Genomic DNA, 17681 nt, shown 5'->3' with positions numbered 1-17681 from the left:
TTTTACTTTTTTTTTCACATGGTTTCTGGTGCATCTTTAATTGAATCGATTATGCAGTTGGCATTCCAGCCGACAATGGTGGCGGCCTTTTCTTCCAATATTTCCGGAACTTCTTCAAGTCCCATAGGCCTTACCAAAACAATTGGAATTTCATATTCTTCTGCAGCTTTTAACAGATCTTCGAATAATTCTTTATTGTCATTATAAAGGCCGGCGAGAAAGATGATTCTGTCTACCTTTTGATAAAATGCTTCTCCGGCATTAGCATATGAACCGGATATGGATTCTTTCCATAAAAATTCAACTTTTGAAAATAATTTTTCAATAAATTGCCTATATTCATTATTTTTATCGATTCCATTAGTAATAATCAGGTTATAAATTTTGTCATCTCGTTCATCTTCAAACATTTTCTCACCTTGCTTTTATTTTAAATATTATCATATTAAAATTATTTGTTTACAAAATATTTATTAATTTTAAAGAAGTAACTTTAATATAGTGATTATTTTAAGGAATTATTTTTTATGAAGGCAGCAGTAATTGGATTAGGTGTGGAAGGAAAAAAAGCAGTAAACTCTCTTTTAAGACATGGATGGGAAGTTTATGCCACTGATTTGAACATTAATGTTGATTTGTCTGGTTTGGACTTGCCAATGTTATCCATGAACATGATGGATGAAAAGCAGACCATTTCGATTGTAGGTGAAGATATTACTGTTGATTTGGGTTTTACTAATCCTTATGCTATTGAACAGTGTGATGCAATTGCCATCAGCCCCAGCATGTATGGGGGAGCCTTTGCAACAAGGTTATTGGAAGATGGGCAATTGTTAAGTGATGTCGTATCCAAACATAAAGACATTTTTACAATTGGGATCACAGGAACCAATGGAAAAACCACTACCGTGCACATGATAAAGGAAATCTTGGAGAATGCCGGCAAAAAGGTTTTAGTCGGTGGCAACGGTGGCGGAGGATTTTCTGGTTATTATGATTTGATTCTTGAAGCGGATGGCGGGGATTATGATATCTTGCTTGTTGAAGTATGTGACATGACTTTAGATTTCTGTAGGTATTGCTTTGATTTTGATATGATTGGCCTTACCAATATAGGAAATGACCACATGGATGTTCACAAAACCATAGCCAATTATAAGGATTCTTTAGTCAGGTTTTTTGCAGATAAAACAATATTCACTGCATTCAATCAAGATTTCAATGCTGATTTTAAGGAATCTGCAGCTAAAACAATTCCTTACTTTGAATATCAGGATGAGCTGAAATTGTTCGGTAAATTCAATTTGCTTAATGCAGGTTTGGCTACAGCCATTACAAGAGAGCTTAAGGTGCCTAAGGATATCATTCGCTCAACACTCAGTGAGTTCAATGCTGTTCAAGGCCGTCTGGATGTCTATAAGATTAATGATGCTTTGGTCTATGTGGGAAAAACAGATAATTCTGATGCATTAGCTTCTGTTTTATCTGAAAGGGATTTTTATGCAATATTTATAGGAACTCCACGTCATAATGAGATACACAGGCTGGATATTCTGGATGTTGCAGTCAAATACAATCCTGAGGTCATTGTGTTATTCCCTGGATTGGATGACACATTAGATATTGCAATTTATAGGCTGAATTCCTTAGGGTATATGGGAAATATTATAACCGTAAACACTCTTGACCAAATAATTGAACTGGTTGCAGAGTATTCTCATGAAGAGGCTATTTTAATTGGTGGTAACGGTCAAGATGTTATTATTGATATTCAAGAGCGAATTAAATTAATTTCAAAAAATTTGTAATGTTATAACAATGTTTTTATAGTATTATTACATATTTATATATGATTATTGTATTTAATTGGGTGTATTACATGAGTAAAAGTTGGAGAAAAATTTCTATTACAATATTTTTGGCTTTAATATTTTTATGCATATTATTTGCAGTATTTGGCTCAGTTAATAGTGCTCCATACACAGCTCAATCTGTTACTGAGGATTATGACCTTCCAATTGGCCAGTCCATGTTTGAAAATCAATCAATTTTGGGACAAAGGGATCCAATTGAAGTTCCATTAATGTCTGATTTAGGGTTTTTACCGCATCAATTATTGGCATTGGATCTTCATGGAATTTTAATGTCTATCTCTACAGGTGTTGTTCCTTTTGATTTTACAACTATTTCAAGTGAAGGTATCGATTCATATGGTAATGTTGTTGATGTGGATGGACCGGGTTATTTAACTTTTGAGGGGGACAAATTAGCTGTTAAGGAACCGGATAACTATGTATGGGGATACAGCGCTCCATATAAATGGTTAGTGAAAACAGAAAATGGTGTTGATGTTGTTGAAAATGGCACTGTAGTTAAGTCTGTACCTGTTGACGAAATTAAAGACTTGCCATACAGTAATGATTATTATAATAATGCAACAATCAGAAGTTGGTATAATTATGATGCTGCTATTGGGTCTACATTTACTTTAGAGAAAGGTATGGTTGGGTTTTCTGATGGAAGGAATAATATTAGTTCATCTGATGTGCCTGTAATATTTGGTCAGGATGTTGTTGACTATGCTGCTGAATATCCAACTGGTTCTCCGATTCTTTTATACTCTGGAAACTATACTGAAGAAAATGGTGAAGTTTATGGAACTTCTTTAGGTTCTCACCCTGAATATGGTGATTCAATCAGAGAAGTAAATGCAAGACAATTCGTTGAAGCATGGAACGGAACTATTATCCCGCCTAATTCAACCAGTAGTGGTAAAGATTATGTTTACTTCGAATCAGCAAATGATGCATCAGCTCCTGGTGGAAGTGCAGCTCATGGTGTGTGCCCATCCGCTAGAGCTTTAAGAGCAGCTGTTACTTCAGAAGGATTTTCCCTGCCTACAGGTATGACTTGGGATGAAAACGCTGTGTTATTTGGATTTAACCCTGCACAGGATATTACCGTAACAAATACCCATGACTATCCGGTAAGGATTAATATGTGGACTGAAGGTTCAGGTACCGGAATGGGTGTCTATGCTCAAGTAACAAGATATATTCCTAACGAGTGAATATATCATTTCTTTCTTTTTTTATGTCAATTTCAACTATTATTACTGCAGCTGGAAAGAATTCCAGAATGAGAAAGGATCAAATTTCTCGAAATATGGAATTGAAGAATAAGCTCATTTTACCATTTAAAGATAAGACAGTTATAGAGACAACTATTGACAATGCATTATCTGCGAATGTAGATGAATGTATTGTGGTACTTGGTCATTATGCTAGTGAAATAATGGATGCTATATTTGATAATTACAATGATTCTGTTAAATTTGTCATTAATGATCCAGTTGATGTAGGTTTATCAGTATCACTTTACAATGGTCTTTCAAATATTGAATCTGATTTCGCACTGTGCATCACGGCAGACCAGCCAACGGTGTCAACCGAAACCTTCAATAATATGATTGATGTTATTGAAAATGCTGATGACCCCTACAGAACAATATCGATTTTAAGAAGAAGAAAAACAGGTCTATTGGATACTGCTGAAGGATTGGGAATGCCTTTTGTAGCACCCCGCGAAAACTTGATGAAGTATTTGGAAAACGAGAACGATAATTTAAATCCGATTTTAAGAAAAATTTTCGCTGATGGATATACTTTTTATGGTGTAAAAGAAAAAAATGAAAAAGAGTTATTAAATATCAATCATTATGATGATTATCTACAACTCTTAGATTGATTCTAAACCTGAAATGACTTCTTCTATTTTGGCTTTGCTGATACCGACTGTCATTTCGTTGTCTTTAATGTCAGCTGCTTTTCTAGAACCGTCACAGCCTAAAGTAAAGTTAACGCCCTCTGAGAGGTATGGGTTTGCGAATGCATCTCCGCATAATGATTGAATACCTGCAAAGGATGGTGTAATCTTTTCTCCAGTTTTGTAAACGATACTTTGAGCAAGTTTCATTCCGCCAACTGGTTCTGTGATGATTTGAATAACATCGGCTTCGAAATCAGCTTCGTCTAATGGAGCATAGATAATTCCCCAGCTAATGTCTTTAATGATGGAAAGTTTAGCTGTAAGATTTTTAGCGGTTTCCAAATCTTGGAATCTTCCAAGTGAGAAGTATTTTTCACCATTTGCTAATTTTTCAGGCATATCTCTAAGTCCAATAGCTCCTGCTCCACCTAAGCACATTTGTTCTTCAATGGTGGAGTAGAATTTGCTGCCTAAAGATGCTTTTCTAACCATTTCGCAATGTCTGATTTTTTCTTCAATTAAATCATAACCTTCAGGAAGGTCATCTTCAGTTTTGATTAATTTCATTGCAACAGGTTTTGCATCAAGTTTGATTTTACTTTCGATTACTTCACAGTATTTTTTGTTTGTTTCTAAATTAGTCATACAATCCCCTGATAATATATTGTTTTACGGAATTTTAAAGTCTTTTGTTTTAACACTGTTATTTTTACAAAAAGTCCTAAAGTCGCAAGCACTGCAAGTTCTTTCATCTGAATCTGCTTTCCAGGCATCCTGAATTTTACACCCTTTCATCTCCTTGATGAGAGAGTCTTCAATATTGGCAACAACGCTGTCGAACTTTAAAAGTGCATTGACCTGTTCTTCTTCATCAACATTGATGATTCTAATTGACCTGTCAATTTTAAACTCATTGCTAAGCTCAGGGGCCTTGTCTTCCTCTTCCCAGTTATTGATTAAGTCAATGTCATCTTGATATTTCTGGCCGACATCGGTCAAATCATTGTTAATCTCATCCTTTATCAAAACCAAGTCCTCTTTTGAAGGAACCAGTTCATTTAGATAAAAGATGATGCCTGCAACAATTGGTTTTGCATCTTCCTGTTTGGACCTGAGCCAGGAATAGGTCAGGATTTGCTGTTTATGGTTTTCCCATTTGTCTTCGGCTTTTGAATCAATCATTTTAACTGGAGGTCTTTTCATGCCCTTATAATCGATGATGATTTCATAATCATCCCCTTCGCTGTAGTTTGATATTCTTTCTTGAAAATCAGGGTCTTTTTTAAGGAATTCAATAATCATATTGTTGTAGTTATCCAAAGTGCTCTGCTCAAGGTTTTTGTTAATCTTCATTGATGTCAACACATCGACGACACCATTAATCCCATAATAGTTGGATCTACTTATGTTTTCATCATAATTGGGCATTTGGCGAACACCTTTGATTAGAAGTTCGGATGAATCAATTAGAGGAAACAGGTATTTTCCCCAAATATTGATTGCCTTTTCAGCCCTTGCGCTGGCCAATTTCTTATGGTCATGCTCATTTAGGTCATCAATTGTCAAATTGCTGTCCGGTTGATTTAAAATGCTGAAGAACAAGTCTTCATCGTGTGGATAAAGGCCCCTCACCTGAAGCCTTAAGTCAATCAGCTCTTCGATTGGCCTGATGTCCTCTTTCCAGTCCCATGGGAATTGTGTGTTTTCCTGTTTCCATTGGATATAGGCTTCTTCAAGAACGCCGTGAATAAACTCTCCAAACCATCTTTGGACAGGTTTTGAAGGGGGCAGCGTTCCCTTGTTTTGATATCTATATTGCAAATTGCATGTTAAAAATGACAGCAAATCTCCAGTTAAGCTGTATTCCGGAATCATGTATGATTTTGATCTTGAGGGTAATTTCACATTAACACTTCCTAAATTAGATATATCTCATTGAATCCAACATATTTCTCATCCCTGCTCCATCCAAGCGCAACGTTTGGAATGTCAAAGTGGTCATTTTTCTTATTGTAACCTTCAATAGCTGAGTTAAGGCCAATTAAGAGCAAAACGCTTTCGGCTCTTGAAAATGCAACAAAGTAAAGCCTAGTCAAATCGTCAAACGACCGGTCTTTTTCACTCCTGTCACTTTTTCCAAGGCAGCTGTATTGCCTTACGCTATCTTCAATGGTGATTTTGTCATCGAGAGCTTTTGGAAATCTCAATCTTTGGGTTCTAATGTCATTTGTTTTGAATCTGGAACCAACATCAACAATGACAAGCGGAAATTCCAATCCTTTTGACTGGTGAATCGACAAGACATTCACCCTGTTGTCAGGCAGTGTTTCAAGCAGTGTTTCATCAATGCTCACCCCTCCTGTTGATAGAGGTATGAAAATATTCCAAATCGCTTCAAGAACAGATGCCCTTTCCTGTTTCGGATCAATAAATGAAATGTTTGAATGATAGTCATTGAAAAATCCGGTTTGAGTAATTGATTTGGTAATGGCTTCCAGATATACGATTCCCTCAACGTCATCCTGCAGCTTTTCAATCCAAGTTGTTATCTTATATGCGAGTTCCATTAGGCTTGCTGTTTTAGGCCATTCCTCATAACCAAGCGGCCTTCTGAGTTGCCAGTGAGTTACGAATTGGGATAATGTAATCGGCTCATGAGGTTCGGGGTTTAGCTTGATGTATTCCTTGGCATTGATCCTCCAACGCATCATATTTCTTTTTGCAAGATTAGGAATTGTCTTATCGGATTTTTGAAAGCTGGCTTCGGGGTCAATGCATTCAAGAATCAAACCGCAAAATATTCCGACAACATCAATTTCCTGAAGATCAAGCCCTCTTGGATTAAATACTTCAATCGGATTTTTAAGTCCTTTGAGATGCTTTCTTAAGAAATATAAAAATGAACGTTTTCCATGTCTGATTTCTTTTGGCGAATATGAAAGAAGTGCAATGTCTGATGCTGAGCCATAATCGCTGTCTAACTTCAGTGTTATCTTATCAATTTCCTTTCCAGCTTTCAGATTTTCGCTTTTTATCTGCTGCAGTCTTGCAATGTCAATTGCCCCATTGACCTTTTCGTAATATTCCTTATCCAAAACCTGCAGGACTTTCAATTCGCATTCCCCTTTATTGATTAGCTTGTTTATTAATAGGGACAAGTCTCTTGCAAGCATTTCGGGATTGTTTCTGAACATGCCCAATATTGGCATCTTGTCCTTTTCAAAGTCAGGTGCGATGATTTTAGGCTTGTTTTCAACACGGGCATTCTGGTATTCCTTGTCCAACTCTGCAAATTGGTTGCAGTGCTGGATGATGTTTTCTGTTGAACGATAGTTGGTTCTTAAATTGATTTCTTCAACATCAATACCAAGCCTTTCCTTGATGCGTTTTTGATAATTGGTAAACAAATCCACTGTTGCTCCCCTAAAACGATATAGGGACTGGTCGTCATCTCCGACGACGGTAATGTTTCCGTCATTTTCAAGTGCAGATTCGGCTATTGTAAAGTAGATGTCTTCCTGGATTAAGTTAGTGTCTTGGTATTCATCGATTAAGACGATTTTGATTTCATCTAAAAAGGAGTCCAGTTCTCCGCTTTTTAATTTATTCAGGAATTGAGATTCAAGCATTGCAAAATCAATCGTATTCCTGTTTTTAAGTGTCTCTTCATATTCCTTAATGCAATCAAGGGCAAGGCGGACTCCGCTTCCCTTTTGGGTTTTATCATACAATTCCCTGAAGTTTACTTGATCATAATAGATTCTGTTTTTGATTTCAATCAGGATCTCACTCATTTTTGAAGGCTCTTCGAGTTTAGCCCTTCCGCTTAACTCCTTAAGGTATTCCACTAGTTCCTTATTGAGATACTTTTCATCTTCGATAATGATTTTTATCATTGCAGAGTTTGCAACAAAATCTTCAATAACAATGGCTTGGTTTTCTCCAGGTTTTTTGTAATCTCTAAGCAGCTCTTCAGCAATGCTGTCGGTTGTTCCGATTTTAATTTGGTTAAAGTCTACTCTGTCGATTTTCAATATGTTGTCGAAGTTATCATCGTCAATGTTGTCAAGCAGATGGTTTTTGATTTCATCTCCCCAACCCAATATTCTTGAGTATAGCTCGTCGGCTGCTTTTCTTGTAAATGTTGTAGCGAGTATTTCTCCAGGCTCTATATCATCGACAAAAATGTATTTGAGGATTTTTAGAACCATTACGGTTGTTTTTCCGGAGCCTGGTCCGGCTACGATAAAAAGGGATTTGTCACTTGGAGACAGTATGGCATTCTTTTGGTCTTTATTTGAAGAGATATCTCTGTTAAGTATATTCACTACGATGTCTTCAAATTCTTCATATGAAATCATTTTTTCCCCTCAAATATAATTTATGTATATAAGTTATTTATAAAGTGATTGAGAGAGCATTTGTAAAGTATTCTTTAATCCATTTAGTTTGATTATTTTTAAAGATTTTTAGGTATACCAAAACTTTTTAATTGATTGGAGTTAAAATATTCTCTATGGAAGAACATTCTTCCATAATATGCATAAAATAAGTTAGGGACATTATTGTTTCTAACTTACTCTTTTTAGAAACTGCGAATAATTTAAATATTATTTAACCCAAAGTATAATTATTAATTTTAATTTTAGCTGATATTATGTCTGATGTGAACAATATTGATATGTTTAAAAATGATGTGAGATTTAGGGAAAACATCGCCCATATTGAAACAATACCAGCTAAAAAGGCAAGCTTTAAAAAAGTCGATAACTTGAATGATAGGATTATTGACTATTTGGATTCAAAGAATGTAAAGCTATACAAACATCAGGCAGATACATATGAAGCCATCAAGAATGGTGAAAATGTAATCATCACGACCCCTACGGCATCAGGAAAGACTTTGGCATTTAACCTGCCGATTATGGAGACAATGATTGAAGATAAGGATGCAACAGCCCTTTACATTTATCCGGCAAAGGCATTGTCAAATGATCAGTTGCACGTTTTGGAAAACCTTGAAGAGCAGCTTGGCATTTCTATAAGCCCCAAAACCTATGATGGAGACACTCCAAGAGGGGATAAAAAGGGAATTCGTGAAAATTCAAGGATTGTCTTAACAAACCCTTATCAGCTGCATTTAATATTGTCATGGCATCATCAATGGGAAAGGTTTTACAAGAACCTGCGATATATTGTCATTGATGAGGCGCATTACTATAAGGGAGTATTCGGATCAAATGTGTCTTTTTTGATTAAAAGGCTTAAGAGGATAGCTAATTTTTATGGTTCATATCCTCAGTTCATCTTGTCCTCGGCAACACTGGCAAATCCTCTTGAATTAGCCAACAGGCTAACTGGTGAAGATTTTGTTTTGGTTGATGATGACACATCCCCTAGCGGAGAAAAGGACTTTATTCTATATAACCCCTTTCAAAATTATGTAAGGAACAATCCATATGCCCAAAATTCACCATCTGTGCATATGGAAACAGAAAATATTTTCATGTACATGATGCTTAAGGGAATTCAAACTTTATGCTTCACTGTTTCAAGAAAAACCACGGAACTTATTGCAATGTGGGCTAAAAAGGACATGACCCAGGTCAAGGGAAAATTGGCCCATAGGATTGCAGCATATAGGGCTGGTTATCAGCCCCAAGAGAGGCGTGAAATAGAAAACGGACTTAAAAGTGGCAAATATCTTGGAGTTACCTGTACAAATGCACTTGAGCTCGGAATCAACATAGGCTCTCTTGATGCGGTCATCATTTCAGGTTATCCCGGAACAATGATATCAACTTGGCAGCAATCCGGAAGGGCTGGAAGGAGCAATCAAAAATCCTTAGCTATTTTAATCGCTTTTGAAAACCAGCTGGACCAGTATTTCATGAACAACCCAAAGTTTTTCTTTGACAAGCCTCATGAAAATGCAATCATTGATTTGTCAAATCCTATTCTGCAGGAAGCTCACTTGTTGTGCGCTGCAAAGGAACTCCCCTTAAAAAGAGGTGAAGCGGAAAAATACTTCGGCATTTCACAAAACTTCGTAGATGAGCTAGTTTCCAAAAAGGATTTGTTCGAAAATCATCGAGGAGACTTTATGTATCCATATGATGACAATCCTGCAATGGACCATTCCTTGGATCAGATTTCATCAGAAGAGTTCAAGGTAATGAATAATGGAATGCTCCTGGAGACCATGGAGCGCTCACAGGTATATAGGGAAGCTCATGAAGGTGCAATCCTGATTAACAAGGGAGACACTTATGTAGTCAATAGCGTTAATCTGGCTCGCGGATATGTCAATGTTTCCCAGAAAACCGTGGATTACCACACAATGGTCTTGAATAAAACAGAAATCAACATCAAAAAGAAATTGTCCAAAACGAAATATGGTGATTTGACAATTCATTTTGGAGAACTGACAGTAACCGAGGATTATTTCAAATATAAGAAAATGCACTTTTCAAAGCCGATTGGAACATATCCTCTGGATTTGCCTCCCCTTAAATTCAATACAAAAGGATTGTGGTTTACAATTCCGATGGATGTAAAAGACACTTTGGAAGAAATGTTTCCGAATGAAGAGGAAGTCTTTGCCGGAGGTCTTCATGGTGCAGAACATGCATTGATTGGACTGTTCCCACTCCATACGATGTGTGATAGATTTGATATTGGTGGAGTGTCAACAAACTATCATGAAGACACTCAGGAAGCCACAATATTTATTTATGATGGTTATGAGGGTGGAATTGGAATCTGTGAAAAGGCAGTGGACGTATTTGTCGATCTGCTGGATTCCACTATTGACCTGTTAAACAATTGCCAATGCAAGGACGGTTGTCCTGCTTGCATTTACTCACCGAAATGTGGTAATGATAACAAACCGCTTCACAAAGGAGCTACAAAGTATATTTTGGAATATATGAAAAGATCAATTTCCAATGATGCCACAAGCGATAAAGAAGAGATAATCGTTGAAGTGGTCGAAAGGGATGAATTTGATGAAGCTTTGGAATTGTATGAACAGGGTGATTTTTCAGCGTCTAAGGATATCCTGAATTCTATTTTAGCAAATGACAAAAAGCATGTTGGAGCTCTTGCCTTAATGGCCCAAATATTATATAATCAAGATCAAAAGGATATTTCATTATTGTTTGTCAAAAAGGCGCTGGCGATAGATAAATCAAATAAGATTGCAAATGAACTGGAAGTTTTGTTGACAAATAAACCTCAAGAAGAAGAGTTTGATGCCATTGGTGATGTTGAAGCGTTGTATGAAGAGGCTTATGATTTGTATGAGCAGGGTGATTTGGATACCTCTTCTGAAATTTTAGAAAAGATTCTGGATTTTGATGATAAGCATGCAGAAGCATTAGCATTGATGGGATTAATTTATTATCACTCAGGACTTTTCCCGAAAGCGGTCATATATTACAAAAAAGCCAGTAAAATAAATAAGAATGGTGAGATGGTCAGGCAGTTGAAGATGAGAATTTCTTAGGGAGTTCATCCATAAGGACTGAAGCCTTCCTCAAAATGCTCGCAGACTTTTTCAAGTTCTTCAGGAATATCTATTTTTTGTGTACAATAGTCTAGACAAGTTCCACAGTATGTACATTCGCTAGCTGGAACTTTTTCATCGGCCAATTTGTCAAAGTATAATCTGTAAATATTTGATTCCGGCTGATTTTTGCTTGTATTATACAAATTGAAGTATTCCGGAATTGGAATCATTTCAGGGCATGCATCGACACAGTATCCGCATTCGCTGCAAGGCACTGCAAGATTTTCTGCAAGCTTTAATGCCATATTCTCTAAAAATTCACGTTCTTCAGTGCTCAAGACTTCAAAATTCTCATATGTATTGCAGTTATCAATCAAATTGTCCATGTTGCTCATTCCACTTAAGACAATTTTAACATGTTCAAGGGATGCGCAAAATCTTATTGCCAAACTAGCTATTGATTTATCTGGATTGAACTCTTTGAATTCATTTTTAAGGTCATCTGATAAATTCACGATAACTCCGCCTTTGAGTGGCTCCATCACATAGACGTCAAGGCCATGTTCTACGCATAAGTCATAGCATTTGTGTGCTTCGATTGACGGATCTTCCCAATCGAGAAAGTTAAGTTCCAGTAGGGCAACATCAAAGATTTCTCCATATTCATCAAGAACTTCTTTTAATAAATCCGCTTTTTCATGGAAGCTTATTCCTATTTTCCGCGCAATACCATTTTCTTTCATTTTTTTGACATATTCAAATGTATTGGCATTTTTTGCATTTTTAAGCCAGGGGCCATTGACATTATGGACTAAAAACACATCAAAATAATCGATTCCAAGCCTTTCAAGCATTTCGTTCACGAATTTATCGTTGTCTTCTTCAGAGGTTAATGCCCATGTAGGCATTTTATCGCATATTTTGTATGATTCGCGAGGATACCTTTCAACTACGGCTTTTCTAATGGCAATTTCACTGGTACCTTGGTGATAGGCATAGGAAGTATCAAAGTAGTTGAAACCTTTTTCCATATAGATGTCAACCATTCTGTTAAATAGGTTCTGGTCGATTGATGTAGGGTCATTCGCGTCAGTTTGTGGAAGTCTCATGCATCCAAAACCGAATTTTGATTTGTAAGTCATAATACTATCTCCTATGAATATTTTTAGAAAATAGCCTATTTAAATGTTGTTGATTGCAACATTATTTTTCCAAAAACAAAAATTGCAAGTATTACTTAATTTTATTCAATTATTAAATACTTTTATTAATAAACAAATCTAAATTTAAAATATTAAATATTTATATAAGGAGTCCAAAAATGCATGAATTATCAATGGCTCAGGGTATTATTAATGCAGTATTAGATACTGCCGAAGCAAATAATGCAACTGAGGTTACTGAGGTTACTGTCGAAGTGGGTAGGCTTGCCATGATAAATCCAGAACAGTTACAATTCATTTTAGGCGTTTTGATTGAAAATACCATAATGGAAGATGCAAAAATTAATTTTGAGGAGATACCTGCAGAAATCAAATGCTATGATTGTAATTTTCAGGGTAATGCCATACTCGATGATAGTGATCATTATGCACCACTCGTTAAATGTCCAAAATGCGACAGTTTGAGTGTAGAAACCTTAGATGGAAAGGATATTGTTGTTAAAAACATTGTTATCGAAAAACCAGATAATATTTAAGTAGACGGAGGAAGAAATATGCACCAAGTTGCTGATGTAGAAGTAGCAAAAAACATTATGGATGCTAATAAGAAATTAGCTCATAAAAATTTACATAAACTAGAAGATAATGGAATCTTTTGTGTTGATTTTGTCGGAGCGATTGGTTCTGGTAAAACAACTTTAGTTGAAGAAATCATTGACAACACTGATTACAAAATTGGTGTTTTGGCAGGAGATGTAATCTCAAAATTCGATGCAGGACGTATTGAAAAGCATAATGTTCCTGTTGTGGGATTGAATACTGGTAAGGAATGTCATTTGGATGCACACTTAGTGGGCCATGGTCTTGAAGATTTACCATTGGATGACCTTGATATGGTAATCATTGAAAATGTAGGTAACCTGATTTGCCCAGTTGACTTCGAACTAGGTTCTCACTTAAGAATCGTAGTTGTAAGCGTGACTGAAGGTGACGACACTGTTGAAAAACATCCAATTATTTTCCAGACTTCAGATGTTGTTGTAATCAATAAAGTAGACTTAGCAGATGCTGTCGGTGCTGATGCTGATAAGATGGTCGCTGATGCTCAAAAATTAAACCCTAATGTTAAAGTTATTAAATCCAGTTTAAAACAAGGTTGCGGTTTAGATGAAATTATTGCTGCAATTGAAGAAGCAATGAATAAATAAATTCGCGATTCGGTGATTTCATGAAGGTATGGATAGACATTTCAAATGCACCTCATGTGAGGTTTTTTAAAGATGTAATTAAGTATTTAGAAGCCGAAGGTGAGGATGTAATTGTCACAGCAAGACAATTTGGTGATATCCATAAACTATTGGAAATGTATGAGATTGACTTCATATCAGTTGGAAAGCATGGTGTAAGTCTATATGATAAGTTGAGGGAAAGCACATCGAGAGTTTATAATCTTGTAGATGTGATACATGATGAAAAGGTGGATGTTGCCCTTAGCAAGCATTCTATCGAACTTCCTAGAATCAGTTTTGGTTTAGGAATTCCGAGTTTGTACGTTTTAGACAACGAACACGCACTTGCTGCTAACAAATTGACCCTTCCTTTATGTGATAGGATTATTACACCAAAAATCATTGACATGTGGAAATTAATGAAATTTGGAGCGGATCCTAACACAATCATATCTTATGACGGAACCTCTGAATTGATGCATTTTAAAAGCTTTGTATATAATGATAATGTTTTCGATGACTTAAATCTAGAGTTAAATCATCCAAAAACAATCTTAATGAGGCCTGAACCTTCACTCGCATCCTATCTTGATGCGGATTGCAGGAAATCAGTCTTATCTCCGATTGTTGATGAGTTAAAAAATGTTGCCAACATTTTAATTCTTCCAAGATTTAAGGAACAAGCAGAGATATTTGAAGGCATTGATAATGTTTCAATCTTAAAACCGCCTGTTGACACATCCAGTCTAATTAAAAAATGTGATCTTGTAATAGGCGCTGGCGGAACAATGAACAGGGAAGCCGCAATCTTGCAGACTCCTGTAATTTCATGTTATCCCGGTGAAACATTATCTGTTGATCAGTACTACATCAATCATGGATTAATGTATAGGTCCCATGACAATGATGAAATTATCCATAAGGCTTTGGAGTTGATTGTTAATCCTCCTCAAAAGATTGATGTCAAAACTGATGATTTATTCCAGGTCATTATTGATAATTTATATGACCTTGCAAAAAATGGTAAATAGTTTTTTATAGTATTAATTTTAAATAATTAATATAACATTTAATTTTTTTTGGGCTGGTAGCTCAGATGGTAGATCGTCGCCTTGGCATGGCGGAGGCCCCGGGTTCAAATCCCGGTCAGTCCATTTTATATTTTTTTAAAATAAATGAAATTTGTGATTGAAATATGTTGTTGATTGCTCAAAACCATTTACAATTAATCGTTGAAGTAGGAGTAATGCTATTTGTTACATTAGTATTTTGTCTTAACTTGATTCCATTGTCCCTTAGTGTAGTGACCTTTTTGTCTTTGTTTTTAATGGGAGGTTTTACTCTTCTCTTCGGAGCAGATATTGCACTTCTTGTATTGTCTTCAAGTCAAGCGGAATTTACTCACCCATTCGGGCCGCTGGCATTGCTTGGAGCTGTAACTGCTCTTGCTGCCCTGAAGGTGATGAAGGAATCGGGAGTCGATATAAGGCCGCTTAGAAGATTTGTCATTTTGTTCTTGATTGGTATCACAGTCTTCGGTGGTTTAATGCACAGGTCCTTCTTATTGTTATGGTTATTAGGATTGTTCTTAGGTTATTTGATAATCTCAAAATCTTTCAGAGAAAAATCCATATTCACAATGAGAAGAATCATGATGTTTTTAGGAGCTGCTGCTGTTGGTTTTGTTCTTCTTGAAGCCATCTCTCGTATAAGTGGCATGACAATTTTTTCCCCGCTTTTAAGATTTGGTAGGATTGAGCAATACTCATTATCAAGTATTAAGACAGTATTAAACAATATTCAGCTAATTGGGCATAATGCTAACGCTTCCTATTGGGGTGCTGAAGGAACGGCATTTGCTGAAGGTTACATTACTCTTCCAATGCAGTTTATACTCTTCTTTGGTTTACCATTCCCAATGTTTTTCGGAGTATTGGTTAATCAAAAGGACACAATCGATTATATGCTTCCAGGTATCTTCGGTTGGGGATTCGACTTTGGTATTTTAGGTTTAGTTGGATTAATGGTATTTGTGCTTGGAACAGTCCTGATAGGATTGAAAATATTAAACATCTACAGAGAAAAAAGAGAGAAAAACAACAAGAAATACCTTGGAAGAGAAGTTTTATTAACCGGTGCTTTGGCAGCATTCAGCGCTCAGGCAATAATTGGAATGTTCTTATTTAACAGGTCCATCAACGGTATGGCGTTATTGACGTTCATCTTTGTAGGTGCATTGATTTTGGCTAATGTAGTTACACTCAAATCAAGATCATAAGAGGTAGTCATATGAAAGCTTTAGTATTACTGGGATGTCCCGAAACCCCGTCACAAACTCCGATGGCAGTTTATGTATTCAATAAATTGACTAAAATGGGTTATGATACTACAATTGCAGCTAATCCTGCCGCATCAAAATTAGTAAGAATATCAGACCCTGAAGGATATTACAATCTTAATTTAGTCGATTTGGAAAGAACCTTAGGTGAAATCAATCCAGGCGATTATGATTTGCTCATCGGTTTTGTTCACAAGGATGCGGCAGCATCATTTTTCGTAACATTCGATTCAATATTGCAATGCAAATCTCTGGCATTAGTATTTTCAAGGGATGCGGATGAAATAGAAGAATTTGTCAATATGATTGAAGAAAGCGGAAGCAACGCTAAAATTACAGCAGTTAGGGCTTTCCATAATCCTTCACCGATTAAAGTTAAATTTGACAAAGCAATTAAGGAGTTTGAATAAAATGTCATTCTGTTTGGACACTTACCTTCAACAATCAGATAATTATGAGATTCATGCTTCAAGAGCAGGATTTAAAGATTGTGCAATGATTATCAGATATAAGGCTGATGATATTGTCTATATTAAACCCGGTGATGAAGTTTTAGGCGTTAGAGTTATTGGAATTCCGCCAATCCCAATCGGATTTGACCATAAAAAAGGAACTGTTTTTCTTCCATACACTAAACCTTGTCATGGAACCGCTGTTGTGGAATTGCCGATAACTGAAGAAGAAATAGAAAAAATCAGAAAATTGGATACTGGTAATAAAAAATGAGGTCAACTGTTGTAGGTAGCTTTCCAGCATCAGAAAGCTCTCCATCTAATTTTAAAGATAAATTGCTTAATAGTTTCGGTGCTTATGACTCATTTAAGGAAGCTATTAAAAGCAGCGTCATAGCTCAGCTTGATGCTGGAGTAGACATAATCTCCGATGGTCAAGTTAGGGGAGATATGGTTTCTATTTTTACAAAATATATTCCTGGAATGAAAATTGAGGATGGAAATACGTTCATAGTCGGCAAGATTAGAAATCCAACTCAAGAAATTTCAATCAAGGATTTGATTTATGCAAAAAAGGTCATGAGCGATTATTATGGCGGCAAGATTCCGGAAGGCAAAGGGATTAAGGGAATAATAACAGGTCCAAATACTATCGTTCACTCTTCCAGAATAACTTCATTCTACAAAAACAAAGAGGATGCCATAATCGATTTGGCACACAGTCTGAAGTTTGAAGCTGATGCAATCGCTCGCAAAGTCGAACCCGTTTATATCCAATTGGATGAACCGTTCCTATCAACAGGCATGGTTGATATGAAAACCGCTCGTGAAGCCATTGGAATCATTAAGGACGGTTTGGAGGTTCCTTTAGGAATGCACGTATGCGGCATTCTAAAAGATGCATTTAAGGATATTGCCAAATTTGATGTTGACATACTTGACTTTGAATTTGCAGGAAACAATGTTAATCTTCGCGTTCTGGAGGATAATGCAAGTCTTTTGGAAGGTAAAAAACTGGGATTCGGTTGCGTAGACTCATCAGTCAATACTGTAGACAATATTGAAGATATTGATGAGCTTGTAAGCAAAGCAATTGAGATAGTAGGTAAAGATAATCTGTTGCTTGATCCAGATTGTGGTCTTAGAAGGGCTCCAAAGGATGTTGCTTTTGAAAAACTAAAATTGATGAATGAAATTAAGGACAAATACTCATAGATTACA

16 protein-coding genes and 1 tRNA gene are annotated in these 17681 nt (G+C 36.2%); 12 read left to right on the top strand and 5 right to left on the bottom strand.

All coding sequences use genetic code 11. From position 1 onward, the window contains the following. Positions 1-14: 14 nt before the first annotated feature. Positions 15-410, bottom strand: coding sequence for a nuclease (locus ACJROP_RS08605; protein ID WP_406535061.1), 396 nt, complete (start codon positions 408-410; stop codon positions 15-17). A 117-nt stretch (positions 411-527) separates the two neighbouring features. Here ACJROP_RS08605 and ACJROP_RS08600 point away from each other — a divergent pair, with 117 nt between their 5' ends. The 3 genes from ACJROP_RS08600 (at position 528) to ACJROP_RS08590 (ending at position 3747) form a co-directional block, all read left to right on the top strand. Next, positions 528-1808: a Mur ligase family protein gene (locus tag ACJROP_RS08600; RefSeq protein ID WP_406535060.1), complete on the top strand. Its 1281-nt coding sequence runs from the start codon at positions 528-530 to the stop codon at positions 1806-1808. 71 nt (positions 1809-1879) lie between these two features. Continuing rightward, positions 1880-3070: a hypothetical protein gene (locus tag ACJROP_RS08595; RefSeq protein ID WP_406535059.1), complete on the top strand. Its 1191-nt coding sequence runs from the start codon at positions 1880-1882 to the stop codon at positions 3068-3070. Positions 3071-3093: 23 nt separating this feature from the next. After that, positions 3094-3747, top strand: coding sequence for an NTP transferase domain-containing protein (locus ACJROP_RS08590; protein ID WP_406535058.1), 654 nt, complete (start codon positions 3094-3096; stop codon positions 3745-3747). Here the strand turns inward: ACJROP_RS08590 and ACJROP_RS08585 are convergent. Genes ACJROP_RS08585 through ACJROP_RS08575 form a run of 3 tightly spaced genes read right to left on the bottom strand, consistent with a single transcriptional unit; the run spans position 3739 to position 8129 of the window. Next, the gene (locus ACJROP_RS08585; RefSeq protein WP_406535057.1) at positions 3739-4413 is read right to left on the bottom strand and encodes a DUF169 domain-containing protein; all 675 of its coding nucleotides are present in this window, start codon (positions 4411-4413) and stop codon (positions 3739-3741) included. The genes ACJROP_RS08590 and ACJROP_RS08585 overlap by 9 nt on opposite strands. A 24-nt stretch (positions 4414-4437) precedes the next feature. Next, the gene (locus ACJROP_RS08580; protein WP_406535056.1) at positions 4438-5673 is read right to left on the bottom strand and encodes a hypothetical protein; all 1236 of its coding nucleotides are present in this window, start codon (positions 5671-5673) and stop codon (positions 4438-4440) included. An 11-nt stretch (positions 5674-5684) separates the two neighbouring features. Continuing rightward, positions 5685-8129, bottom strand: coding sequence for a UvrD-helicase domain-containing protein (locus ACJROP_RS08575; protein WP_406535055.1), 2445 nt, complete (start codon positions 8127-8129; stop codon positions 5685-5687). Between the two features lie 296 nt (positions 8130-8425). Between ACJROP_RS08575 and ACJROP_RS08570 the strand changes: the two genes are divergently transcribed. Continuing rightward, entirely contained in the window at positions 8426-11275 is a 2850-nt protein-coding gene (locus tag ACJROP_RS08570) for a DEAD/DEAH box helicase (RefSeq protein ID WP_406535054.1), read from the top strand. A 5-nt stretch (positions 11276-11280) separates the two neighbouring features. Here the strand turns inward: ACJROP_RS08570 and ACJROP_RS08565 are convergent, their stop codons facing one another. Continuing rightward, positions 11281-12420, bottom strand: coding sequence for an aldo/keto reductase (locus ACJROP_RS08565; protein ID WP_406535053.1), 1140 nt, complete (start codon positions 12418-12420; stop codon positions 11281-11283). A 179-nt stretch (positions 12421-12599) separates the two neighbouring features. Here ACJROP_RS08565 and hypA point away from each other — a divergent pair, with 179 nt between their 5' ends. From hypA to ACJROP_RS08525, 8 genes are all read left to right on the top strand, one after another. After that, positions 12600-12977: a hydrogenase maturation nickel metallochaperone HypA gene (gene hypA / locus ACJROP_RS08560; protein ID WP_406535052.1), complete on the top strand. Its 378-nt coding sequence runs from the start codon at positions 12600-12602 to the stop codon at positions 12975-12977. Positions 12978-12995: 18 nt separating this feature from the next. Continuing rightward, the gene (gene hypB / locus ACJROP_RS08555; protein WP_406535051.1) at positions 12996-13649 is read left to right on the top strand and encodes a hydrogenase nickel incorporation protein HypB; all 654 of its coding nucleotides are present in this window, start codon (positions 12996-12998) and stop codon (positions 13647-13649) included. A gap of 20 nt (positions 13650-13669) precedes the next feature. Continuing rightward, positions 13670-14701 carry a DUF354 domain-containing protein gene (locus ACJROP_RS08550; protein ID WP_406535050.1) on the top strand — a complete coding sequence of 344 codons (1032 nt, stop codon included), beginning with the start codon at positions 13670-13672 and terminating at the stop codon, positions 14699-14701. A 50-nt stretch (positions 14702-14751) separates the two neighbouring features. Next, positions 14752-14824, top strand: a tRNA-Ala gene (locus ACJROP_RS08545). 41 nt (positions 14825-14865) lie between these two features. Beyond that, positions 14866-15948, top strand: coding sequence for a hypothetical protein (locus tag ACJROP_RS08540; protein WP_406535049.1), 1083 nt, complete (start codon positions 14866-14868; stop codon positions 15946-15948). A gap of 11 nt (positions 15949-15959) precedes the next feature. Continuing rightward, positions 15960-16418, top strand: coding sequence for a DUF1890 family protein (locus tag ACJROP_RS08535; RefSeq protein WP_406535048.1), 459 nt, complete (start codon positions 15960-15962; stop codon positions 16416-16418). Between the two features lies 1 nt (position 16419). Continuing rightward, complete coding sequence (locus ACJROP_RS08530; protein WP_406535047.1) at positions 16420-16734, top strand: DUF1894 domain-containing protein; 315 nt, start codon at positions 16420-16422, stop codon at positions 16732-16734. Further along, positions 16731-17675: a methionine synthase gene (locus ACJROP_RS08525; protein ID WP_406535046.1), complete on the top strand. Its 945-nt coding sequence runs from the start codon at positions 16731-16733 to the stop codon at positions 17673-17675. Before ACJROP_RS08530 ends, ACJROP_RS08525 begins: the two co-directional genes overlap by 4 nt. The last annotated feature ends 6 nt before the right edge of the window (positions 17676-17681 follow it).

This window comes from Methanobrevibacter sp., assembly GCF_045220775.1.
In the GTDB taxonomy this organism is placed as follows: domain Archaea; phylum Methanobacteriota; class Methanobacteria; order Methanobacteriales; family Methanobacteriaceae; genus Methanocatella.
The sequence above is the reverse complement of the archived record's forward strand: the minus strand, read 5'-3'. Positions and strand labels throughout refer to the sequence as shown.